Source organism: Nonomuraea marmarensis (assembly GCF_043197025.1).
Lineage (GTDB): Bacteria > Actinomycetota > Actinomycetes > Streptosporangiales > Streptosporangiaceae > Nonomuraea > Nonomuraea marmarensis.
This window is the reverse complement of the sequence record NZ_JBICRM010000016.1, coordinates 56290-78980: the sequence shown is the minus strand read 5'-3', so window position 1 is coordinate 78980 and position 22691 is coordinate 56290. Positions and strand designations below refer to the sequence as shown.

General features: G+C 70.1%; 27 protein-coding genes. 20 read left to right on the top strand and 7 right to left on the bottom strand.

Features of this window, described 5'->3' with window-relative positions; all coding sequences use genetic code 11:
• Window positions 1–18: 18 nt before the first annotated feature.
• Entirely contained in the window at window positions 19–1014 is a 996-nt protein-coding gene (locus tag ACFLIM_RS25725) for an aldo/keto reductase (protein WP_393169775.1), read from the bottom strand.
• Between the two features lie 128 nt (window positions 1015–1142).
• On the opposite strand from ACFLIM_RS25725, the gene ACFLIM_RS25720 reads away from it, so the two are divergent.
• Complete coding sequence (locus ACFLIM_RS25720; protein WP_393169597.1) at window positions 1143–2003, top strand: helix-turn-helix transcriptional regulator; 861 nt, start codon at window positions 1143–1145, stop codon at window positions 2001–2003.
• A gap of 330 nt (window positions 2004–2333) precedes the next feature.
• Window positions 2334–4457 (top strand): Xaa-Pro dipeptidyl-peptidase, encoded by a 2124-nt coding sequence (locus tag ACFLIM_RS25715; protein ID WP_393169595.1) that lies wholly within the window; start codon window positions 2334–2336, stop codon window positions 4455–4457.
• Window positions 4458–4581: 124 nt separating this feature from the next.
• On the opposite strand, the gene ACFLIM_RS25710 is transcribed toward ACFLIM_RS25715, so the two are convergent.
• The 3 genes from ACFLIM_RS25710 to ACFLIM_RS25700 form a co-directional block, all read right to left on the bottom strand.
• On the bottom strand, window positions 4582–5358 hold the full coding sequence (locus ACFLIM_RS25710; RefSeq protein ID WP_393169593.1) for an aldo/keto reductase: 777 nt from the start codon (window positions 5356–5358) through the stop codon (window positions 4582–4584).
• Between the two features lie 971 nt (window positions 5359–6329).
• The gene (locus ACFLIM_RS25705; RefSeq protein WP_393169591.1) at window positions 6330–6713 is read right to left on the bottom strand and encodes a VOC family protein; all 384 of its coding nucleotides are present in this window, start codon (window positions 6711–6713) and stop codon (window positions 6330–6332) included.
• 166 nt (window positions 6714–6879) lie between these two features.
• On the bottom strand, window positions 6880–7041 hold the full coding sequence (locus ACFLIM_RS25700; RefSeq protein ID WP_393169589.1) for a hypothetical protein: 162 nt from the start codon (window positions 7039–7041) through the stop codon (window positions 6880–6882).
• A gap of 95 nt (window positions 7042–7136) precedes the next feature.
• On the opposite strand from ACFLIM_RS25700, the gene ACFLIM_RS25695 reads away from it, so the two are divergent.
• Window positions 7137–7688, top strand: coding sequence for an NUDIX domain-containing protein (locus ACFLIM_RS25695; protein WP_393169587.1), 552 nt, complete (start codon window positions 7137–7139; stop codon window positions 7686–7688).
• On the opposite strand, the gene ACFLIM_RS25690 is transcribed toward ACFLIM_RS25695, so the two are convergent.
• Together ACFLIM_RS25690 and ACFLIM_RS25685 are read right to left on the bottom strand one after the other, a co-directional pair.
• Window positions 7685–8713, bottom strand: coding sequence for an LLM class flavin-dependent oxidoreductase (locus tag ACFLIM_RS25690; RefSeq protein ID WP_393169585.1), 1029 nt, complete (start codon window positions 8711–8713; stop codon window positions 7685–7687). The genes ACFLIM_RS25695 and ACFLIM_RS25690 overlap by 4 nt on opposite strands.
• Before the next feature lie 47 nt (window positions 8714–8760).
• On the bottom strand, window positions 8761–9828 hold the full coding sequence (locus ACFLIM_RS25685) for a methyltransferase (protein ID WP_393169583.1): 1068 nt from the start codon (window positions 9826–9828) through the stop codon (window positions 8761–8763).
• Window positions 9829–10345: 517 nt separating this feature from the next.
• Here ACFLIM_RS25685 and ACFLIM_RS25680 point away from each other — a divergent pair.
• On the top strand, window positions 10346–10768 hold the full coding sequence (locus tag ACFLIM_RS25680) for a hypothetical protein (protein ID WP_393169581.1): 423 nt from the start codon (window positions 10346–10348) through the stop codon (window positions 10766–10768).
• Window positions 10769–10970: 202 nt separating this feature from the next.
• Here the strand turns inward: ACFLIM_RS25680 and ACFLIM_RS25675 are convergent, their stop codons facing one another.
• Window positions 10971–11768, bottom strand: coding sequence for an SDR family NAD(P)-dependent oxidoreductase (locus ACFLIM_RS25675; RefSeq protein WP_393169579.1), 798 nt, complete (start codon window positions 11766–11768; stop codon window positions 10971–10973).
• Between the two features lie 239 nt (window positions 11769–12007).
• On the opposite strand from ACFLIM_RS25675, the gene ACFLIM_RS25670 reads away from it, so the two are divergent.
• From ACFLIM_RS25670 to ACFLIM_RS25595, 16 genes are all read left to right on the top strand, one after another.
• Window positions 12008–13159: a nucleotide disphospho-sugar-binding domain-containing protein gene (locus ACFLIM_RS25670; RefSeq protein ID WP_393169577.1), complete on the top strand. Its 1152-nt coding sequence runs from the start codon at window positions 12008–12010 to the stop codon at window positions 13157–13159.
• A 65-nt stretch (window positions 13160–13224) separates the two neighbouring features.
• Window positions 13225–13563, top strand: coding sequence for a TcmI family type II polyketide cyclase (locus ACFLIM_RS25665; RefSeq protein WP_393169576.1), 339 nt, complete (start codon window positions 13225–13227; stop codon window positions 13561–13563).
• Window positions 13556–14011, top strand: coding sequence for a cupin domain-containing protein (locus tag ACFLIM_RS25660; RefSeq protein ID WP_393169574.1), 456 nt, complete (start codon window positions 13556–13558; stop codon window positions 14009–14011). Before ACFLIM_RS25665 ends, ACFLIM_RS25660 begins: the two co-directional genes overlap by 8 nt.
• Window positions 14008–15273 (top strand): beta-ketoacyl-[acyl-carrier-protein] synthase family protein, encoded by a 1266-nt coding sequence (locus ACFLIM_RS25655; protein ID WP_393169572.1) that lies wholly within the window; start codon window positions 14008–14010, stop codon window positions 15271–15273. Before ACFLIM_RS25660 ends, ACFLIM_RS25655 begins: the two co-directional genes overlap by 4 nt.
• A 4-nt stretch (window positions 15274–15277) precedes the next feature.
• Window positions 15278–16510 (top strand): ketosynthase chain-length factor, encoded by a 1233-nt coding sequence (locus ACFLIM_RS25650; protein WP_393169570.1) that lies wholly within the window; start codon window positions 15278–15280, stop codon window positions 16508–16510.
• Window positions 16511–16540: 30 nt separating this feature from the next.
• Entirely contained in the window at window positions 16541–16792 is a 252-nt protein-coding gene (locus ACFLIM_RS25645) for an acyl carrier protein (protein ID WP_393169568.1), read from the top strand.
• A gap of 10 nt (window positions 16793–16802) precedes the next feature.
• Entirely contained in the window at window positions 16803–17270 is a 468-nt protein-coding gene (locus tag ACFLIM_RS25640) for an SRPBCC family protein (RefSeq protein ID WP_393169566.1), read from the top strand.
• Window position 17271: 1 nt separating this feature from the next.
• Complete coding sequence (locus ACFLIM_RS25635) at window positions 17272–17736, top strand: anthrone oxygenase family protein (RefSeq protein WP_393169564.1); 465 nt, start codon at window positions 17272–17274, stop codon at window positions 17734–17736.
• A 17-nt stretch (window positions 17737–17753) separates the two neighbouring features.
• Window positions 17754–18485, top strand: a complete 732-nt coding sequence (locus ACFLIM_RS25630) for an SDR family NAD(P)-dependent oxidoreductase (RefSeq protein WP_393169562.1) — start codon at window positions 17754–17756, stop codon at window positions 18483–18485.
• 1 nt (window position 18486) lies between these two features.
• Window positions 18487–18825, top strand: a complete 339-nt coding sequence (locus tag ACFLIM_RS25625) for an antibiotic biosynthesis monooxygenase family protein (protein ID WP_393169560.1) — start codon at window positions 18487–18489, stop codon at window positions 18823–18825.
• Complete coding sequence (locus ACFLIM_RS25620) at window positions 18822–19169, top strand: antibiotic biosynthesis monooxygenase family protein (RefSeq protein ID WP_393169558.1); 348 nt, start codon at window positions 18822–18824, stop codon at window positions 19167–19169. The genes ACFLIM_RS25625 and ACFLIM_RS25620 overlap by 4 nt, the downstream gene beginning before the upstream one ends.
• A 2-nt stretch (window positions 19170–19171) precedes the next feature.
• On the top strand, window positions 19172–19624 hold the full coding sequence (locus ACFLIM_RS25615) for an anthrone oxygenase family protein (protein ID WP_393169556.1): 453 nt from the start codon (window positions 19172–19174) through the stop codon (window positions 19622–19624).
• A 25-nt stretch (window positions 19625–19649) separates the two neighbouring features.
• Entirely contained in the window at window positions 19650–20390 is a 741-nt protein-coding gene (locus ACFLIM_RS25610) for an SDR family NAD(P)-dependent oxidoreductase (RefSeq protein WP_393169555.1), read from the top strand.
• Window positions 20390–20779 (top strand): SchA/CurD-like domain-containing protein, encoded by a 390-nt coding sequence (locus ACFLIM_RS25605; RefSeq protein ID WP_393169553.1) that lies wholly within the window; start codon window positions 20390–20392, stop codon window positions 20777–20779. Before ACFLIM_RS25610 ends, ACFLIM_RS25605 begins: the two co-directional genes overlap by 1 nt.
• Complete coding sequence (locus tag ACFLIM_RS25600; protein ID WP_393169551.1) at window positions 20776–21681, top strand: NAD(P)-dependent oxidoreductase; 906 nt, start codon at window positions 20776–20778, stop codon at window positions 21679–21681. Before ACFLIM_RS25605 ends, ACFLIM_RS25600 begins: the two co-directional genes overlap by 4 nt.
• The gene (locus ACFLIM_RS25595; RefSeq protein WP_393169549.1) at window positions 21678–22691 is read left to right on the top strand and encodes a methyltransferase; all 1014 of its coding nucleotides are present in this window, start codon (window positions 21678–21680) and stop codon (window positions 22689–22691) included. The genes ACFLIM_RS25600 and ACFLIM_RS25595 overlap by 4 nt, the downstream gene beginning before the upstream one ends.

Genomic DNA, 22691 nt, shown 5'->3' with positions numbered 1-22691 from the left:
CCCGCCGGAGAGCCGGACTCAGTTGCCCACGCCGAGGTAGGACATGAACGCGGACGGGTACCGGTCGCCGCGGGCCCCGCCCGGCGGCACAGCCTTCTCGATGTCGGCGAGATCGTCCGCCGTGAGGACCAGGTCCATCGCGGGCAGCGCCTCGGCCAGCCGCTCGCGGGTGCGGGCGCCGGCCAGCGGCACGATGTCCTCGCCCTGTGCGGCCACCCAGGCGATGGCCAACTGGGCGACGGTGCAGCCCTTCGCCTCGGCGACCCGGCGCAGCGCGTCCACGAGGGCGAGGTTGTGTTCCAGGTTCCCGCTGGAGAAGCGCGGGCTGAAGCCGCGCATGTCGCCGGGGCCGGCGGTGTGGCCGGCGGTCCAGTGCCCGGAGATGAGGCCGCGGCTGAGGACGCCGTAGGCGGTCAGGCCGATGCCGAGCTCCCGCAGCGTGGGCAGGACGTCCGCCTCCACCGCGCGGGACATCAGCGAGTACTCGATCTGCAGGTCGGCGATCGGATGCACGGCGTGCGCCCGGCGGATCGTCGCCGCATCGACCTCCGAGAGCCCGATGTGCCGCACGTATCCGGCGTCGACCATCTCCTTGATCGCGCCCACCGTCTCCTCGATGGGGACCGCCGGGTCCAGCCGGGCGGGACGGTAGATGTCGATGTGGTCGGTGCCCAGCCGGGTCAGCGAGTAGGCCAGGAAGTTCTTCACCGCCTCGGGACGGCCGTCCTGCCCGCCGAACTCGGAGCCCGGCCCCCGCAGCTGGCCGAACTTGACGCTCAGCTGGTAGCTGTCGCGATCCCGGCCGCGCAGTGCCTCGGCGAGCAGCAACTCGTTGTGGCCCATGGCGTAGAAATCGCCGGTGTCGATCAACGTGACGCCGGCCTCCAGCGCGGCGTGCACGGTGGCGATGCTCTCCGCGCGGTCGGCCGCGCCATAAGCGCCCGACATGCCCATCGCACCCAGGCCCAGCACGGAAACGGCCGGTCCGGTGCGGCCCAAAGTTCGCATCTGCATCACGTTCTGCCTCCTTGTCGATGTCACCCCCAACCCTGCGCCCGGGCCGGGACGGGCGGAAGCGGAGCGTTCATCATGGGAGAGCCGCTCCCTGGCTCGGCTCGCCGGCCGCGCGGCAGAATGAAGCCATGCAACGTGACCAGCTCGCCGACTTCCTGCGCCGCCGCCGCGAGGCAATCCGGCCGGCCGAGGTAGGCCTGGCCGACAGCCCCCGCCGCCGCACCAGCGGCCTGCGCCGGGAGGAGGTGGCGATGCTCGCCGGCATGTCGGTGGACTATGTCGTACGCCTCGAGCAGGGCCGCAGCAGTCAACCCTCGACCCAGCTGCTCGGCGCGCTGGCCCGGGCGTTGCGCCTGTCCGACGATGAGCGCGACCACCTGTTCCACCTGGCCGGCCACCGGCCCTCGCCCGCCGACGGGGTGGCCCGCCTGGCCCGCGCCGGCCTGATACGCATGCTCGACCTGCTCGGCGACACCCCGGCCCTGGTGCTGTCCGACCTGGGCGAGGTGCTCGCCCAGAACCGGGCGGCCGCCCTGCTGACGGGCGACCACACCCGCTTCACGGGCGACCGGCGCTACCCCGTATACCGCTGGTTCACCGAGCCCGCCGCCCGCGCCGTTTGCCCGCCCGAGGAGCAGGAGCATCAGGCCCGCCAGATGGTGGCCGACCTGCGCGCGGTCGCCGGCCGCCGGTCCGGTGACCCGACGGTCGCCGGGCTCGTCGACCGGTTGCAGGCCGCGAGCGCCGACTTCCGCCGGCTCTGGTCCGAGCACGAGGTGGCGGTCCGGCGCGCCGACCGCAAGACCCTGCTGCACCCGCGGGTGGGCCGCCTGCTGATGGACTGCGAGACCCTGATCACCCCCGACCAGGGGCAGCAACTGCTGGTGCTCACCCCGGCGGACGCCGAGACCCGCGAGCGGCTGGAGCTGCTGCGGGTACTCGGCATCGAAGAGTTCCCCACGAGGGCAACGGACACGCCCGTACGGTGAAGCACGACCGGCTGGTGGAGATCGCGGCCAACCTCGAGGCCCAGGTCCAGGAAGCTCACGAACGTGGGTGGCGCGGAGAGGTCACCGGGCTGCAGGTCCCGTGGTTCCGCCCGATCCGTTTCCCGGCATCTTCGCTACGGTGGTCGAACCGAGCCCGCCGAAGTTCCGTCAGGTGTCGGGTGATCTAGATCGGCGCCGCCCGATACGGTCGGCTGACCAGACGGAGAATCGACCCGGTCACGATGTGCACCGTGGGTGACAGTGCGCCCTCTTCGATGCCGTCGGACCAGGTGCTCCGTCAGCCGCCGCGCTGACATGGGGTGGTTCACGATGACACGAGGAATGCCGCGCCTGCGGATCTCCACTCGACTGGTCGTCCCGGCTCTGGTGGCGCTGACCGCCGCCACCGGGATTGCCGGGCCGGCCACCGCCGACCCACTCCCGGGGCCGGTCTTCGTCGACGGGCAGGCCCAGATAGTGCCCGAGTTCGCCGATCCCGGCACCTGGATCCGGGAGCGGTTGTGGGTCGAGACCGAGTTCGACTCCGACGGCGACGGCCGACGTGACCGCATGCACGTGGACGTGACCAGGCCGGGGCCGACCGCCCACGGGCTGAAGGTGCCGGTAGTCTACGAGACCAGCCCGTACTACGCCGGAACGGCCTCGACCCAGCGGCAGTACTTCTGGAACGTCAACACCGAACTCGGCCAGCAGCCTCCGCCCCGGACCTCACCGCCGCCGATTGCGCACAGGCCGGACCGGACCGCCGTGTCGACCAGCGAGGTCAGCACCTGGGTGCCGCGCGGTTTCGCGGTGGTGCACTCGGACTCGCCCGGCACCGGTCTGTCCGAGGGCTGCCCGACGGTGGGCGGGGCCAACGAGTCGCTGGCACCGAAGGCGATCGTCGACTGGTTGAACGGCCGGGCGAAGGGCTACACCGGCGTCGTCGGCGGTCAGCGGGTCTCGGCGACCGGCTGGTCCACCGGCAAGGTCGGGATGACCGGTACGTCGTACAACGGGACGCTTCCGCTCGCGGCGGCGACGACCGGGGTCAGGGGGCTGGAGGCGATCATCCCGATCGCGCCGAACACCTCCTACTACCACTACTACCGCTCGAACGGGCTGGTCCGGAACCCGGGCGGCTGGCCGGGCGAGGACATCGACTACCTATTCGACTACATCAGCAGCGGCTATCCGGACCGCCGGGAATACTGCGCCCAGCACGTCCGAGCCGACCTGATGAACCGGTACCAGGACCGGTTAACCGGTGACTACAACGACTTCTGGGCGGGGCGGGACCTCCTCAACGCGGTGCGCGGGGTCCGGGCGGCCACCCTGATGGCGCACGCCTTCAACGACTGGAACGTGGTGCCGGAGCACAGTGTCCGGATCCTCACCGCGCTGAAGGCGCAGGGCACACCGGTGCAGGCATACTTCCACCAGGGCGGGCACGGCGGTGCGCCGCCGCTGGACATGCGTAACCGGTGGTTCACCCGCTATCTCTACGGAGTACGCAACGGCGTCGAGAATGATCCGCGGGCCTGGATCGTCCGCAACGAGACGGGGGAGAGCCAGCTCACGCCGTACGCCGATTATCCGAACCCGGCGGCGGCGCCGGTCAGCCTGACGTTGCGGCGCGGCGGCAGCACCGCCGGCGGGTTGACCTCGCTGGCCCGGGCGGACAGCGGCACCGAGCAACTCGTCGACGCCGGTAACCTCGCCTGCAGCGCGGGCACCCTGGCCACCCAGGTGTCGGAGCACCGGCTGCTCTACGTCACTCCGGAACTCAGCGCGCCAGTGCACATCTCTGGCACCACGCAGGTCCGGATCCGGCTGGCCGCGAGCAAGCCGGCGGCGAACCTGTCGATCGCGCTGGTCCGGTTGCCGTGGACCAGCGGCGCGGACTGCGAGTCCAGCACCCGCGGCTCGACGACCAGCATTATCACCCGGGGCTGGGCCGACCCGCAGAACAACCGTTCGTTGCGGCACGGTGACCCACTCAAGCCCGGCAAGTTCGTCGAGCTGACCGTGCCGTTGCAGCCGGACGACCAGGTCGTTCCCGCTGGGTCGCGGATCGGGCTGATGATCTTTTCGACCGACCACGAGTTCACCCTGCATCCCGCGCCGGGCACCGTGCTCACCGTCGACCTGGCCAGAACGTCGGTCGAGCTGCCCGTCGTCGGCGGGCCGCTGGCGATGCCGATCTGCGCCGAGCCGGACGTCCGGCAGATGGTGGTGGTTGGCGGGATCGACAGCGGGGTGCCGAACCGGTCGCTGGCCGGCACCTGCACGGTCAACGACCACATCCTGGACACGGAGGAGTGGCCGGACCACGGCCAGTTCGTCCGGCACGTGACCGAAGTCGCCGGCCGGCTCGTCGCGGCGGACGTGATCACCGCCCGGGAACAGTCCGCACTCGTCCGCGCCGGCGCCCAGTCGAAGGTCGGCAAGTGAGCCCCCGTGACCACCGTCCTGGCCAAGCTCGGCGTGCGGGATCGAGTGCAGGCCACCGTGGCAGCATACGAATCCGGCCTCGTGCAGCCGGGCAGGGATCGCCCTGACTGCCCGCCGTCTTCGGTCAGCCAGCTCGGGTGAGGGTGTCGATTGCGGTGACGTCTTCGGTTGTGAGGTCGAAGCCTTGCAGGTCGAAGTTGGTGGCGATGCGTTCCCGGCGGGAGGACCTGGGCAGGATCACGATGTCGTGTTCCAGATGCCAGCGGAGGACGACCTGGGCGGGAGTGACTTCGTGCCTTTGGGCGATCTCGGTGAGGACTGGGTTGTGCAGGTCGGTGTTCTTGAGGCCGCTGTAGCCCTCGACGACTACCCCTCGGTGGCGGTGCTCCTCCAGCAGGGCTGGGTCGTGCCGCGCCGGGCTCCACGGAATCTGGTTGACCGCCGGCTGCTGTCCGGTGGCCTTGGTCAGCAGGTCGATCAGTGCCGGGCTGTAGTTGCTGACCCCGACGTTGCGGACCAGTCCGGCGTCCTTGGCGGACAACAGCTCCTGCCACGTCGAGACGAGCTCGTCCCGGCCCGTCGGCCAGTGGATCAGCCAGAGATCCACGTAGCCGGTGTCGAGCAGCCGAAGACTCGACTCCAGGGTACGACGGGCATGCCGCGCGTCCTGCGGGGGGAGCTTGGTGGTGACGAAGACCTGCTCCCGGTCCAAGCCACTGTCTTTCACGGCTCTGCCGACGTCCGACTCGTTCTGGTACAAGGTCGCGGTGTCGATATGTCGGTAACCGATCTCAAGCGCCGCACGCACCGACTCGTACGCCGCCTTGGGCCGCAGCTGCCAGGTCCCAAAACCGATCAACGGCAGCGCTGTGCCACCAGGCAGGTTCACTGTCTTAGTCATGCGTAGCATTCTGCCCCAACACCCTGCCTTGATCGACGGCCGCTCGCTAGGCACGGGCAGCTGTGGCACTTTGTCGAGCTGCTGGTGCGGCCCTCTGCCGCCGCGCTGGCCGAGGCGGGTTCTATCAAGATCGACAGTAGCTGCCGGGTCGGCGGCGGACAGTCTGGTGAGCCGCCCAGGCTCGGCCGGCAAGATCATTGTCTGGATACGGTCTGTTCGTGATCGTGTCGAACACACTCTTCTGCCGCTGTGATGTGAGTGCGTTCGCGCTGGCCCACTCGGTCTGCCGGCTCGCCGGACGAGGCCGGAGTCCAGATGCACCGAGAACGCGCGCCCCATACCCGGCGCCGAGGGGGATGAGGCCTTCTTTCATGAAAGGCCCGTGACAGACCTCCGGCACAGGCAAGGCAGTCCGCGGGCAGCGGCTTACCCAAGGGGCGGGCTCGCGGTGTTGCCGGACCGGATGGCTCATCGGTCGCTCTGCCCCGTACCCCCCAGGCCCTGGCGGTGAGCCGGATGGACCCGTCCGGGGCGGAGGGCAGGCGGACACGCAGCAGATCGCGCAGCGCACCACGGTGCTGTTCGGTCAGGGGCTCGTAGGCATCGCCGACAGCGCACACCTCGTGCTCGTGGCCCACATGGTGACAATACGACCGTTTCCGATCACAGCTCCAGCAATGCACTCATCTGCCGCGATCCTCACGCCGCCCCGTGGGCTCCGCGCACATCCCCCGCCGTGATCACACTTCGCCTCCTTGCCCTGACCGCCCGGCCATGCCGCAAGCTGGGTGGTCGGTAGGCGGGTCGGCTCTGGTCTTCCGTCCAAGGTGGGCGCAGCTTCGGGTGTGACTTCGTGCGATGAGTTCTTGATGGCGACGACCGGAGCGGTGGGTGCTGATCCGCTGCGGATGGCGACTCGTGACCCCAGGAGGGACTCGAACGCACTGGTCTGCCCATGAGCGGTCGCGCGATCAGCCGACGTCGCGGCAGAGGCAGAAGGGATGGCCGGCCGGGTCGAAGAGCACCCGGACATTGTCCTGCGGCTGGTAAGTAGCGACCGAGGCTCCGAGTGCGACCGCCTCGGCGACCGCCGAGTCGAGGTCTCCGACCTGGAAGTCGAAGTGCATCATCGGGCGCTGCTGCCCGTCGACGGGCGGCCACACGGGGGCCTGGTAACCGGCCGCCTGCTGGAACACGACATAGATGGATCCCTCGGGAGCGGCGAGGATCGTGGTGCCCGGCTCCTCGTGACCGATGGTCCACCCGAGCAGTTCGGAGTAGAACCTCGCCAACGCGCCGGGGTCAGGCGCCTCGATAGCGGTTCCCCACCACATGCCTTTCGTTCGAGATCGCACCCGTGCACCTTCCAGGGGAGTGTCATTGTCGGTCATTGGGCACCCTAGAACCCATTGCGGACGTTCTACTTCCGGAATCGCAGGCCCGCTGACGATCGTCGCGCTGCCCCGCATCGCGTCTGCCGCTACCGGGGACACCCGCTCATGCCGCGATGAGCGCGTTGGGTCAGCTCCCCTCCCTGCGCAGGTCATCGATGATCCACAGCAGAGCAGACACCCCGTTGGAGTACCGCAGGTAGCGCGGGTTCTGGTTGCTCTTCGGTTCGCACTTGTTGCGGAGTCGACGTAGCTCCTCGATCATCTGCTGTAAGCGTTCGACATCAGTCATTGATCACCAAACGGGCGTTCGTTCGGACCGGCCGGGCTTCCCCGCCGGGTTACGCTGATCACGTGTGGGTTTCTCCCCGTGAGGACTGTGGTTCCATGACCGATGGCGCGCGGACCGGCCCCTCGATCCGGCAGCTCTCCTCCGAGGTCGTCTACTCCAACAGCTGGATGACGCTGCGCGAGGACAGGATCGAGCGGCTGGACGGGTCGCACGGCGTCTACGGCTATCTGGAGCGGCCCAACGCAGTGCTGGTCATGCCGCTGGAGAATGACGGCTTCCACCTCGTGGAGGAATACCGCTATCCGATGCGGCGCCGTTCGTGGAGCTTCCCGCAGGGGTTCGCGCCCGCGCCCACGCTGGAGGAGGCGGCCCGGGACGAGCTCGAGCAGGAGACCGGGCTGCGGCCCTCCAGCATGACGCTGCTCGGCACCATCGACGTGGCGCATGCCATCAGCACCGAGCACTCCAACGTCTACCTGGCGACGGACCTCACGCACGGTGAGAGCGTCCGCGAGCACACCGAACAGGACATGCGCCAGCATTGGGTGTCACGCACCGAGTTCGAGCAGATGATCCGCACGGGCTCGGTCCGGGACTCTGGGTCGTTGGCGGCCTACACGCTGTTCTTGCTGTCCGGGCATGCCTAGCGCCCGATGTTCTCGCGGGCGGAGGCCACGGCCTGGAGGATCTCGATCTGCCCGTCGCCGGTCGCGGCGAAGGGCGAGACGACCAGGGTCGTGGCCCCGTTCTTGAGATACTCCCGCATCCGGTCGGCGATCCGCGTGACGGGGCCGAGCAGGGAGACGCGGTCGGCGAACCCGGCGGGCACGGCCGCCTGCGCACCCTTGAGGTCGCCCGCGGCGTACCGCTCGTGGACCACGGCGGCCTCCTGCCCGAAGCCCATCCGCCCGGCCAACTGGTAGTAGAAGTTCCGCCTGCGGTCGCCCATGCCGAGGAAGTGCGAGAAGTAGCCGCGCACCGTGTCCACGGCCCTGTCCGGGTCGTCGTCGACGGACACCGGCAGGCCGGGGAGCACCTCGAAGCCGTCGAGGTCCCTTCCGGCCCTGGTCCGGCCGGCCCGAAGATGGTCGACGGCCTGGGCCAGCGACTCCGGGGTGCAGAAGACGCCGAGCCACCCGTCGGTGATCTCGCCCGCCAGCCGCAGGTTCCGCGGGCCGACCGCGGCCAGGTAGATCGGGACACGCGGCCGGACCGGCTGGGTGAGCAGCCTGAAGGGCGGTGCCGTGCACCCGCGAGGCGGGAGCTGGAAGTGCTCCCCGTCGTAGGTCACCTGCTCGCGGTCGAGGGCGCGGCGCACGATCTCGAGGTATTCGCGGGTACGTCCCAGCGGCCGGTCGAACGGCATGCCGTACCAGCCCTCGGAGATGTCCGGGTTGGAGATGCCGAGCCCGAGACGGAACCGCCCGCCGGACAGGGTGTCCAAGGTCGCCGCCGTCAGGGCGGTGAGCGCCGGGGTCCGGCCCGGGATCTGGAACACGCCCGACGCCAGGTCGATGTCGCGCGTGCGCAGCGCCACCGTGCCGAGCACGGTGGCGGCGTCGGAACGGTACCCTTCAGGCGCCAGGGCGAGGTCGTAGCCGAGTCGTTCGGCCTCCTGCGCCACCCGCACTGCGTTCTGGTATGTGAGGTTGACGCCGAGTTTCATCGCCATGGCTCCTTCCGGACGGACCGGTCTCGGGGGATGTCGGACGGCCGGGCTCAGGCTGGCCTGCCCTCCACGATGCCGTGGGGCGGAGCCGTCGGGTGGATGGTGGCCAGCTCGAACCCCGACGCCTCCAGCAGCCGCCGCCACTCCTCTGCGGTGCGCTCGGCGCCCTTGTCGTTCACCAGCATTGCGATGTCCATGAGCTTGCTGTAGTGCCACTCGTTCAGCTCGGGGAGCACGCCGTCGATGATCAACAGCCGGGCGTCCTGCTTGCCGCCGATGGCCCGGCGCACCCGGCGCAGAATGCCCTCGCACTCCGCGTCGCTCCAGTCGTGCATGATCGCCTTGAGCACGTACGCGTCGGCGCCGCTGGGGACGCTCTCGAAGAAGCTGCCCTCCTCGCAGTGCACGCGCTCGCTCATGCCCTCGCGTTCGAGCAGCTCGCGGGCGCCCTTGATGGCGGTGGGGATGTCGTACAGGATGCCGCGCACCGACGGGTAGCGCCGCAGGATCGCCGAGAGCAGCTGGCCCTGCCCGCCGCCGATGTCGGCGACGATGGGGAAGCGGCCGAAGTCGAACGACTCGGCGATGCGAGGGGCGCGCGCGTCGTTGAGCGCCGTCATGGACCCGTGGAACACCTCGGCGAACTCCGGTGCGTCCTGCTCCAGGTACTGGAACCAGGTCTTGCCTCCGCGCAGCTTCGGACCTACGGCCTCGCCGGTACGGACCGTGTCCATCACGTGCCCCCAGCAGTTCCACACGGTCGTCTCGCCGTAGAAATAGGCGAGGTTGCGCAGGCTCCCGGGCACGTCGCTGCGCAGGTACTGGGCCTTGGGGGTGAGCTCGAAGCGGCCGTCGGGCCGCTCGGCGAACACTCCCACGGCGGCCGCGGCGCGCAGGAACCGGTAGAGCGTACGCGCGTGCCCCCCGGTCGCCCCGGCCAGGTCCTCGGCCGTGCGCGGCCCGTCGGCCAGCAGGTCGGCGATGCCCAGGCGAGCGACCACGTGCAGCACGCCCGTGATCCACTTGCCGGCCAGCATCAACAGGACCTGCTCCTGCTCGGGCCGGTCGTCGCTGAACGGCGGGGTGCCGAGTGCCATGGGCGAGGGCTCGTTCGTCATGTTCCCTCCATCGGGTGGCCGAAGGTCTGATACCGGTGCTGGGGACGACCGGTGCCGCCGTGATGCTGGCAGTTACCGCTGGAGCGCTGCTGGTTACCGGATAGAGCGGTCCTCGCCACGGGGCAGGACGCCCGGTGCGGCGCGTGCCTGCGGCCAGCGAGGCTCGATCGAGCCTGGAGAACGCACTGCGACACTCGCCCGAGTGACGGCTCGGACGACAGGAGGCGACAGATGCGGGACCAGGTCCGTTGGCGGGAGGCGTGTGGCGCGGTGACCAGGTGGTTGGCCGACGGGTTGATGCTGACCGGCTTCGCATTCCATGATCCGTCAGTGGGCGACCGGGCGCTGTTTGAAAACCAGCGACGCTCGAGTGATTCCAGAGGTCCTGGTTCTAACCTCCCAGCAATTCCCGGGAGGCGACGTCCGGAACTGGCTGGAGGTCACGGGGTGGATTCAACTTGGAGGATCAGTGGCAAAGACGATTGATCGTCGAAAGCTCCTGTCGAGGGGCGCGATAATGGCCCCCGCTGCGGGAATGGCGGCGCTGTTCAGTGCTGATGTGGCGAACGCGGACATCGAGGGCGTGGGCAACCACTTCATCCTCGGCACCTGGCACGTGGACATCTTGTTCCCGGGGCCGAACCCGCCGGAGAAGGGGTTGTTCCTGTTCACCAACACGGGGCTGGTCATCTGCACCAACACCCGCGTCAGAGATCTCGGGCTGGGCAAGTGGAAGCCGCTCAGCTCGACCCGCTTCGACTACTCGTTCAGGCACCACATGTTCATGCCTGACGGCAGCTGGGTGGGGACTCTCGACGTCGCCCATTCGGGCACCGCGGCACAGAACTCCTTCACGTCGTCGGGAACAGGCACGGTTTACGATACGAGCGGGAATCAGACTGAGACGGTGACGTCCCAGACGTCCGGGGTGCGTTACTGACCCGTACGCCGTCGGCGCACGGACGCTTGGCGCCTGAGCGCGCGCCGGCCGGATTCGGAGCGACGGGGATGACTCCAGCCCGGCCGGCATCCGGAGAGGGCCGACCCCGGTCTCACCGACCGGGGTCGGCCGCACCCATGTCGTACCCATCTATGCTGGGGAAGCCGGTCGCGGCATCCGCCCCGGGGTGGTCTCACCGGCCCTACTTGCCCCCCGCTACGTGCACCACGCTGCCGGTGACGTTGCCGTTGACCGCCGAGGCGAAGTACAGGACCAGCCCGGCGATGTCCTCCGGTGTGGAGATGTGCCCGGCCGGCTCGCCCTTGTTCAGGGCGCGCTTGATCTCCTCCGGGGACTTACCGGCCAGCCTCTGCCTGAACTCCTCCGGGACCCGGGCGAGAAAGCCCTTGGTGACGGTGGGGCCGGGGGCCACGACGTTGACGAGCACGCCCTCCGGCGCCAGCTCGGTGGCCAGCGTCCGGCTCAGCCCGTGCAGGGCCATCTTGCTCGCGACGAACGCCTCGTCGCCGGTGGCGCCGCGCTGGACGATGTTGGCCGAGATGAACACGATCCGGCCCCAGCCGTTCTTCTTCATCCACGGCAGGGCGGCCTGCACGGTGTGGAAGGAGCCCTCGACGTCGGCGCGCAGCGACGGTTGCCACTCCTCGACCGGGACGTCCTCGAAGGCAACTGGATCGACCTTCGTCCCCGCGATGGCCGAGGCGTTGATGACGAGCGCGTCCACACCGCCCCACTCGGCGGCAACGGCGTCGAAGGCGGCGCGGATGGACTCCCGCTCCGTCAGGTCGTAGCGGACGACGATCGCTTTGCCGCCCAGCCCTCTCACATCCTCCGCCACCTGGCGCGCACCGTCCTCGTTGCGGTGGTAGGTGATGGCCACACTGGCACCCTCGGCCGCGAAGGCGCGGGCGAGATGGCCGCCGATCGAGCCGCTGCCACCGGTGATCAAGACGACTTTACCGGCGAGACCGAGATCCATTGACCACTCCCTGACGGTCGGCGGGGCAAGCGAGTTAGACGTTGAGTCACGCTAAAGAGCTTCGCTCGCAGAATGCTCGAATAGCGCTCGATGACGCCGCTTGGCACGGGCCGCGCCATCGTCCGGCCTTCGAGGGGGAGCTGTCAGGGTTCAGAGGACCGAATCCCGACACGACAGGAAGGCAACGGACCATGCGCGTGCTGTTCACGGGGTGGGCATGGCCCTCGCATGTGTATCCCATGGTTCCGCTGGCCTGGGCCTGCCTGGCCGCGGGACACGAGGTACGCGTGGCCGCCCCGCCCGGCCTCGAAGGCATGATCCTCCGCGCGGGGCTCACGCCGGTCCGCGCCGGACGCGAGGTGGACGTGACCGGCGTCGTGCGCGGCTTCGTCAAGGGGCCGGGAAACGGGAACGGAAACGGGCCGGCGCGCTCCGCGCAGGCCGGCCCGTCGGCCAAGATGCCCCGCGCGCTGGGCATGTTCGTCGACCTCGCCGTGGCGATGGTCGACGACCTGGCGGCCTTCGCCCGAGACTGGCGGGCGGACGTGGTCGTCTACGACCCGACCGCGTGGGCGGGCCCGCTGGCGGCCGCGGCGGCCGGCGTGCCCGCGGTCCGCCAGTTGTACGGGGTGGACCTGCTGTTCCCGGCCAGGGACGCGATCGTCCGGGCGCTGGAGCCCGTCGGCGACCGGCTCGGCGTCGGCCCGGTGGACCCCCTGGGCCTGCTGACCATCGACCCTTGCCCCGCCGAGCTGCAGGGCCCGGCGCCCGGAGCCAGACAGCGGATGCGCTACCTGCCCTACCACGGCGTCCACGATCGCCGCCCGGCCGGGCCGCCCGCCCGGCGGGACCGGCCCGTGGTCTGCGTGACCTGGGGAACGACGATGTCCAGACTCGGCGACGAATACTTCCTCGCCGGTCACGTGGCCCGGGCCCTGGCCGGCCTGGACGCGGAGATCCTGCTGGCGGTCACCCCCGGGCAGCGGACCACGCTGGGGCCGCTGCCGCCGGACGTGCATGTGGTGGAGTCGGCCCCGCTCCGCCTGCTGCTTCCCGGCGCCGACCTGCTGGTGCACCACGGAGGTGCCGGCTCGATGCTCACCGGCCTCGTCCACGGGCTGCCGCAGCTCGCGTTGCCCGAGCTCCCCGACCACATCGCGCACGCCGGGCGGCTCGCGGCCACCGGCGCCGGGGTTGCCCTGAATCCCGCCGAGGGGTTCGGTGCGGACCGGATCCGCGCCGCCGTCGAAGGCCTGCTGGCCTCGGCAGATCATGAAGGCTCGGCCAGGCGCCTGAGCGCTGAGATGGCCGCCCACCCGACCCCGGCGGCGCTGGTCGCCGAGCTGGAGCAGCTGGCCGGGGCGCGGGCCGCCGGCCGGGCGGCGGTGTGAACCGCTGCCGCGACCCGCATTCGAAGGTGCTCCGCGCCAACGCGCTGGGCTGAAAGGAGACGCACATGCGCCGTACCTTGATCGTTGCCAGGATGGACCCTGGTAACGCCGACACGGTGGCGGACATTTTCGCCGACTCCGACGCCACGGAACTGCCAGGGCTGTTCGGCGTCACCCGTCGCACGCTCTTTCGCTTCCACGACTTGTACTTCCATCTGGCCGAGGCGGAGACCGACGTCGCATCGCGCGTGGACGACGTGCGGCAACACCGCCTGTTCCGGGATGTCAGCGACAGGCTGGCCCCGTACGTGCTGCCCTACGACCCCAGCTGGCGTGGCCCGCGCGACGCGATGGCCAGCCCGTTCTACGAATGGGAGAGAGGACAAGGTGGCCGACGTGTCTGACACCGGTGTCGCGCCCTCGGAGGCGAGCCCGACGGACAAGGTCCTCCTGACGAAGGTCAGCCTCGACGAGACGCCGGTGAACAGGCGCCGCGGCGGCGAGATCCGCGTGCTGCTCAGCCCGAGGACCACGCGGACCAGCTCGGGGTTCATGGGGATGCTCACCCTGCGGCCCGGCGAGTACGTCTCGGAGCATTACCACCCGTACTCGGAGGAGTTCCTCTATGTGTCCCGCGGGACGATGGTGGTGCGGATCGACGGCGAGCAGGAGCTGGAGCTCGCCGCCGGCGAAGGCATGGTGATCCCCAAGAACGCCCGGCACCGGGTGATGAACCGCGGCGACGGCGAGGCGTTCGCGGTCTTCCACATGTGCCCGCTGGCGCCGCGGCCGGAGCTCGGCCACGTCGACACCGAGCCGTACCCAGACGGGTCCGCGGAGGTGGGGCCGTGACCGGCGGGCGACGGGTCGTCATCACCGGCATCGGGACGGCCACCCCGGGAGGCATCGGGACCAAGGCCTTCTGGGAGCTGCTCACGGCCGGCCGCACGGCGACCCGGACGATCTCGCTCTTCGATCCGACCGGGTTCCGCTCGCGCGTCGCCGCCGAGTGCGACTTCGACCCGCGTGCGGAGGGACTGTCGGCGCAGGAGGTCCGCCGGATGGACCGTGCCGCGCAGCTCGCGGTGATCTCCGCGCGGGAGGCGTGGGAGGACAGCGGGCTCGGCCAGGATGCCGTGCCGCCGGAGCGCCTGGCGGTCAGCCTGGGCAGTGCCGTGGGCAACACGATCAGCCTCGAGCAGGAGTACGTCGTGGCCAGCAACGGCGGCAGTCGCTGGGAGGTGGACCACTCGTACGCGATCCCGCACCTGTACGACTACCTGGTGCCCAGCACGCTGGCCGTCGAGGTGGCCTGGGCGTGCGGGGCCGAGGGGCCCGTCTCGCTGACCTCGACCGGCTGCACCTCCGGGCTGGACGCCGTCGGGCACGGCTACCAGCTCATCCAGGAGGGCTCCGCCGACGTGGCCGTGGTGGGCGCGACCGACGCCCCCATCTCCCCGATCACCGTGGCGTGCTTCGACGCGATCAGGGCCACGACACCCAGGAACGACGACCCCGAGCACGCCGCGCGCCCCTTCGACGCCAGCCGCAACGGCTTCGTGCTGGGCGAGGGCGCCGCCGTGATGGTGCTCGAAGACCGCGACCTGGCCATCCGCCGGGGCGCCCATATCTACAGCGAGGTGGTCGGCTTCGCCGCCCGCAGCAACGCCTTCCACATGACCGGGCTCAAGCCCGACGGCCGGGAGATGGCCGAGGCGATCCGGGCCGCGCTGGACCAGGCCCGCTTCGACCCCGCGGACATCGACTACATCAACGCGCACGGCTCCGGCACCAAGCAGAACGACCGGCACGAGACGGCCGCGTTCAAGCGCAGCCTCGGTCAGCGCGCCTACGAGGTGCCCGTGAGCTCGATCAAGTCGATGGTCGGCCACTCGCTGGGCGCCATCGGCTCCATCGAGGTCGCCGCCTGCGCGCTGGCGATCGAGCACCAGGTCGTCCCGCCCACGGCGAACCTGCACAACCCCGACCCGGAGTGCGACCTGGACTACGTGCCGCTGACGGCCAGGGAGCAGGTCCTGGACGGCGTGCTGACCGTGGGCAGCGGCTTCGGCGGCTTCCAGACCGCGATGGTGCTCGCGCACCCGGGGAGGTGACCGCGTGAGGGCCCCGACCACCAGGTACGTCGTCACCGGCATCGGGACGGCCGCCCCCAACGGCCTCGGCACCGAGGCGTTCTGGTCCGCCACTCTCGCGGGCCGGAGCGGGATCGGGCGCATCAGCCGGTTCGACCCGGAGCCGTACCCCGTGACACTGGCCGGAGAGGTCGGCGACTTCGCCGCGGACGACTACCTGCCCACCAAGATCACCGTGCAGACCGACCTCATGACCCACCTGGCGCTGGCGGCCTCTGAGATGGCGCTCGCCGACGCCGGGATCGACCCGGCCCGGCACCCTGAATACGCGATGGCCGTGATGACGGCCAACTCCTCGGGGGGCAACGAGTTCGGGCAGCGCGAGATCCAGGCGTTGTGGCGCAACGGCCCCCGCCATGTGGGCGCGTACCAGTCCATCGCCTGGTTCTACGCCGCGTCCACGGGCCAGATCTCCATCCGGTACGGCATGCGCGGCCCATGCGGGGTGATCGCCACCGAGCAGGCGGGCGGGCTCGACACCGTCGCGCAGGCCCGGCGGGCGCTGCGCCAGGGGACCGGCATGGTGCTGACCGGCGGCACCGACGCCTCGCTCAGCCCGTACGGGCTGGTCACCCAGTTGCCCACCGGGATGCTGAGCCGGCGCGCCGACCCCGCCCGCGCCTACCTGCCCTTCGACGTGGCCGCGTGCGGCTACGTACCGGGGGAGGGCGGCGCGATCCTCGTCATGGAGGACGAGAGGAGCGCCAGGGCGCGCGGCGCCGAGCGGATCTACGGCGAGATCGCCGGCTACGCGGCCACCTTCGACCCGGCGCCCGGCTCCGGCCGGCCGCCGGGGCTGCGCCGGGCCATCGAGGGCGCGCTCGCCGACGCGGGGATCGCCTCCGGCGAGGTGGACGTGGTCTTCGCCGACGCGAAGGGCGTCCCCGAGGCAGACCTGCTGGAGGCCCGGGTGCTGGCCGCGGTCTTCGGGCCGAACGGCGTGCCGGTGACGGCCCCCAAGACCATGACGGGCCGCCTGTACGCCGGTGGCGCGGCGCTCGACCTGGCGGCGGCGCTGCTGGCCGTGCACCACTCGATCATCCCCCCGACCACCAACGTCACCCGGCTCGCCCTCGGTTGCGACATCGACCTCGTCCTGGACGCCCCCAGGGAGAGCAGGGTCAGGACCGCCCTGGTGGTGGCCCGCGGTCATGGCGGGTTCAACGCCGCCCTTGTGGTCCGGGCCGTGGGCGGCTGAGGCCACACATCCGCACTGAAGGAGGAACACGTGGACAAGACAGAGCTCCAGTTGGACGAGTTGAAGCGGATCATGCGCGAGTGCGGCGGGTCGGCCGACCCGGACGCCGACATCCTCGATGTGTCGTTCAAGGACCTGGGCCTGGACTCGCTGGCGGTCCTGGAGATCGAGGCCCGCATCGAGCGCGACTACGGCGTCGAGACGTCCGACGACGCCATGGACAAGCTGCAGACGCCCCGCCAGACGCTCGACTTCGTCAACCACCGCCTGTCGGCTGCTTAGGAGTGACGTGATGGCAGGTCACACGGACAACGAGATCTTCATCGCCGCCCCGTTCGACCTCGTCTGGGAGATGACCAACGACGTGGAGTCGTGGCCGGAGCTGTTCAGCGAGTACGCCTCGGTGGAGATCCTGCACCGCGAAGGCGACCTGGTGCGCTTCCGGCTGACGATGCACCCCGACGAGAACGGCAAGGTCTGGAGCTGGGTCTCCGAGCGGGTCATCGACCGGCAGGCCGGCACCGCCCGCGCCCAGCGGGTGGAGACGGGGCCGTTCGAGTACATGAAGATCCGGTGGGACTACACCGACACCCGGGACGGTGTGCGCATGCGCTGGATCCAGGACTTCCACATGAAGCCCGAGGCCCCCGTCAACGACGCGGGCATGACCGATCGCATCAACCGCAACACGGTCGTGCAGATGCGCCGCATCAAGGAACGAGTCGAGAGCGCCGCCCGGGCGGCGTCGGCTCCGGCATGACGTGGTGGTCCTGGTCCTGGTGCCGCTGGCGCTGTTCGGCAACGGCCTTGCGGCCGGCATCATGCTCTCGACCGTCATCGGGGTCGTGCCCTGGATGCTGGTCCAGCCATACGACAAGTACGTCGTCGCGACCCGTTTCCTGTGGGCCCGTTACGACCCGTTCATGCCGATCGTCAACGCGCTCACGTGCGTGCTCGACCTCGTGCTGATCTTTGTGGCGCCAACGGTCGCGTCCCGGACGCTGTTCGCGGTCGCGGCCGGGCTGCTGCTCGTCGTGATGGCGATCTCGATCATCAAGAACGTGCCGATCAACCGGTACGTGACCTCGCTCGATCCCGACGTCCGCCCTGCCGACTGGGAGCGGCGGGACCCGCGGATGCGCTGGCGCAGCTGGAACCTCATCCGCACGGTCCTGGCCCTGGTCGCGTTCGGCGTGAACGCCGGGGCCGCGACCACCCTCATCTGAACGTGAAGGGACGACCCATGGAATTGCGACTCGCCGGTAAGAAGGCGATCGTCACGGGCGGCACCCGCGGCATCGGGCGGGCGATCGTGCTCGCCCTGGCCCAGGCCGGCGCCGACGTCATCACCTGCTACCGGCAGGAGGGCGAGGCGGCCGACCAGCTCGCCCGGGAGCTGAAGGAGCTCGGCGACCAACACCACGTGATCAAGGCTGACGTAGGGAAGCCGGAGGAGATCGAGCGGCTCGTCGAGGAGTGCCGGTCCCGATTCGGCTCGCTCGACGTCGTCGTCAACAACGCGGGCGCGATCAGCCATATCCCGTTCGCGGAGCTGACGGTCGAGGAGTGGCGGCAGGTGCTCGACACCAACCTCACGGGCGCCGCGTTCGTCGTCGGCAAGGCACTGCCGCTGCTCGGCGAGGGCGCCTCCATCATCAACGTCGGCTCGCGGGTGGCCACCGTCGGGGTGCCGCTGCGCGCCCACTACACCGCCGCCAAGGCCGGCTTGATCGGGCTGACGCGATCGCTGGCCAAGGAGCTGGGCCCCAAGGGGATCCGCGTCAACGTCGTCGCGCCCGGCCCGGTGGAGACCGAGATGGACATCCCCGCCCCGGTCCGCGAGCGCTACCAGAACCTGATCGCGCTCGGCCGGCTCGGGACCTCGGAGGAGATCGCCAACGTGGTGCTCTTCCTGGCCAGCGACCTGTCGAGCTTCGTGTGCGGCGAGACGATCCACGTGGACGGAGGCATCTGACATGACGGCCGGCAGCGACGCCCCCATCTTCCGCGTGATGCTGCGCATGCAGATCAGGCCGGGCATGGAGGAGGAGTTCGAGAAGACCTGGTACCAGGTCGGCGACGCGGTCACCCAGCATCCGGCCAACCGCGGCCAGTGGCTGTCCAAGAGCACGGAGGAGACGGGCGTCTACTACATCGTCAGCGACTGGGTCGACGAGCCGTGCTTCAGGGAGTTCGAGAAGAGCGAGCGCCACCTGGAGCACCGCACCAAGCTGCACCCGTACCGGTCGGGCGGCTCGATGACCACCATGAACGTGGTCTACGACATGTCGCGCGAGACGGCGCACCGGCGATGAGCGACCGGGTGCGCGTCCTCGTCTTCGTCACCGCCGTCGGTGCCGGGGCGCAGGCCGTGGAAGACGCCTACCACCAGATCAGCCGGCGCCTGGCTGGCACGCCCGGGCTGCTCGGCAACGAACTGCTGCGCTCGCTGCACGATTCCGACGGCTTCCTGGTGTTGAGCGAGTGGCGTGACCTGGACGCCTTCCGCGCCTGGGAGGAGGGGGAGTCGCACCGCTCGACGACCGCCCCGCTGCGTCCCCTGCAGGACCGCTCGCGGGGCGCGTCCTTCGGGATCTACACGGTCCACGCCGCCTACAGCGGCAGGACCGTGGCGTACGCGGAGGGGGAGATGAGCTAGGCATGCCGGAGCTGATGGGCACCGTGGCGGTGCTGGGCAGCGGCCTCACAGCGGGAGTGCTGTTCTGCGTCGCGCTGAGCGTCGTGCCGACGCTGCGCGCCCTGCCTCCCGACCGCTACGTGCAGACCCACAAGCTGCTGGGGCGCAACTACGACCCCACGATGCCGTTGATCGTGCTGACCACCGCGCTGGTGGACGTGCTGCTCGCCGTCGTGACGCCGGCGGACGGGCCGCGCTCGCTGTTCGCGGTCGCCACCGTGCTGATGGTGGGCGTCTCGGTGGTCTCGCACCTGTGCAACGTGCCCATCAACCGGAGGGTCAAGGTGCTCGATCCGGCGGCGATCCCGGAGGACTGGGCGGACCCGCGCCCGGTGTGGCGCAGGTGGCACCTGCTGCGGACTGTACTCGCCGTGGTGGCGCTGGTCGTCAACGCGGCGGCCGTCGCGCTGGCCTGAACACGGCTCGGAACCAAACGGAGGAATGATGGACCTGGCGATATCCGGCAAGCGCGTCCTCGTCACGGGCGGGACGCGAGGGCTGGGAAGGACGACCGTGCTTGCGCTCGCCCGCGGCGGCGCCAAGGTGGTGGCCTGCCACAGCAGCGCCGGCGCCGCCGCCGACGACCTCTCCCGGGAACTGAAGGAGCTGGGCGATCAGCACCACGTGGTCCGCGCGGACGTGACCGCGCAGGACGACGTGGAACGGCTGGTCGGCTGCTGCGAGGACGCGCTCGGCGGGCTCGACGTCGTGGTCAACAACGTCGGCGTGGCCGGCGAGGCACCGGTGGACGAGCTGTCGCCCGAGGAGTGGAACCGCGTCCTCGACACCAACCTCACCGCCTGCTTCCTGGTCACCCAGGCGACGCTGCCCCTGCTGACCGAGGGCGGGTCCGTGATCTACGTCGGCGCCTCGGCCGCGCTGCGCGGACGCCCCGCGACGGCCCACTACACCGCCTCCAAGGCCGCTCTGATCGGGCTGACCAAATCGCTGGCCAAGGAACTCGGCCCCCGGGGCATCCGGCTCAACACGATCGCCCCCGGCGTGATCGACAAGGGGGAGGGCCAGGGCCCGCCGCCCCACCTGAGGGAGCGCCTGGCCGGGATGACCGCGCTGGGCCGGCTGGGCACGCCTGACGACGTGGCCGGCGCCGTGCTGTTCTTCGCCAGCGATCTGTCCCGGTACATCACGGGAACGACTCTGAACGTCGATGGAGGAATCTGATGCCGTACGCAGCCATCACCTACCGGGTCAAGCCCGGCCACGAGGACGAGATCGCCGAGATCTTCGCCGGATTCCAGCGGGTGTCCACGCCCGCGCTCGTCGACGACGAGGGCAAGGCGGCCGGCCGTCTGCTGGGCACGGCGGTGTTCATCAAGGACGAGGTGATGATCCGGGTCATCCACTACGAGGGCGACCTGATTCACGTGGCCAGTAACATGGCGCGGCACAAGGGCGTGCATGCGCTGGAGGCGAAGCTGGCACCGTACCTCGCCGAGACCCGCGACACCAGCACGCCCGAGGGGTTCGGGCAGTACTTCAGGAACGCGACCATGCGCTGCATCTCGCAGCTGTCCGCCGACAGCCTGCTGACCGAGGCCCGGACGCCATGAGCCTGCCACACGTCGCGCTCATCGGGACCGGTGCGATGGGCGCGGGCATGGGGCACCGGCTGCTGGCGGCCAGTCATCCCGTCTCCGTCTACAACCGCACCCCCGTCAAGGCCGCCTCGCTCGTCGAGGCGGGTGCTCGGGCGATCACCACCCCGCAGGCCGCGGCCGAGGCGCCGATCATCCTGCTCAGCCTGAGCGACGAGTCGGCCGTCGAGCAGGTGCTGTTCGACACCATGCTGCCGGAGCTCAGGAAGGGCACGGTGGTGGTGGACACCACCACCACCTCACCGCTGTACGCGCGCATGGCTGCCACGCGGCTGTCCGGACTGGGGGTCGCCCGCGTCGAGGCGTGCGTTCTGGGCAACCCGGTCATGGCGCGCGGCGGGAACCTGCGCATCTTCACCGCGGGCGAGCATGACGACGTGGAGGCCGTCGGCGCGTTGCTGAGCGTGCTCGGGCAGGAGATCCGCTACCTGGGCTCCGCCGGTACGGCCAGCACCATGAAGCTGGCCTTCAACCTCCTGCTCGGGGTGCAGACCGTGGGCTTCGCCGAGGCGGTCTCGTACGGAGTGAGCGCCGGGCTCGACCGCGATCTGCTGATCGACGTGATCGCCAACAGCGGCTTCAGCTCACCGGTCCTGGCCTTCCGCGCCGCGTTCATGCGCGAGCGCTGCTACGAGCCCGCGGCCTTCAAGACCCGCCTGATGGAGAAGGACCTTCGCCTCGCCGCGAACGACGCCATGGCCCGCGGGATCTTCCTTCCGCTGACCGAGAGCGCGGGCGACCTCATGGCCGACGCGGTCGCCGCCGGTCTGGGCGACCAGGACGCGGCGGTGATCAGCGAGCTGCCGAAGCGGCGGCTCGGCGAGACCCAGCCACCCAAGAACGGAGCCGCCAGATGACCGCGCAGCCCCCGAAGATCACCACCCCCGCCGAGCTGATCCAGCTGGGAAAGACCGCCTTCTGCACGGCCAAGGTGATGCTCAGCGCTCTGGAGCTGCGGCTGTTCGCCGTGCTCGCCGAGCAGCCGCTCACCGGCCCGCAGCTCGAGGAGCGGCTGCGTCTGCACCCCCGCGCCTCCCGGGACTTCTTCGACACCCTGGTCGCGCTCGGGCTCCTGATGCGCGAGGAGGGGCGCTACTCCAACACGCCCGCGGCGGGGCAGTACCTCGACCCCGGCAAGCCGGCATACGTCGGCGGCTTCCTGGAGCGCTCCGACCGGGTCCTGTACCCGGCGTGGGGCGACCTGACCAGGGCGCTGTCCACGGGCAAGCCCCGCGTGACGAATGCCTTCCGCGAGATGTTGTCGGACCCCGACCGGCTGAGCAGCTACCTCGGCATGATGGACACGCTCAGCACCATGCTGGCACCGCTGATCGCACGTGCCTTCGACTGGAGCGCCGTCAAGTCCTACGCCGACATCGGCGGCGCCCGGGGCAACCTCGCGGGCCGTATCGCGCAGGAGCATCCGCACCTGTCCGTGCACGTCTTCGACCTGCCGCCGATGGAGAAGGCATTCCACCAGCACGCGGAGCGGCTCGTGGTGGCCGATCGGGCCACGTTCCACGCGGGAGACTTCTTCGCCGACCCGCTCCCCGAGGCGGACGTGCTGACCATCGGGCACGTGCTGCACAACTGGGCCCCCGCCGAGCGGCGCACGCTGATCGAGAAGGCGTTCCAGGCGGTCAACCCCGGCGGCGCGCTGATCGTCTACGACCGGATGCTGGCCGACGAGCCCGTCGACGCCGAGAACCTTGTGATCAGCCTGGACATGCTGCTCACGACCGACGGCGGCTCCGAGTACCTGGTCGCGGAGTGCCGCGAGTGGATCGAGGAGGCGGGGTTCACCTTCGAGTCGGCCCAGCCGCTGGGCGAACACGACACGCTCGTCGTGGCGAGGAAGGAGAGCTGA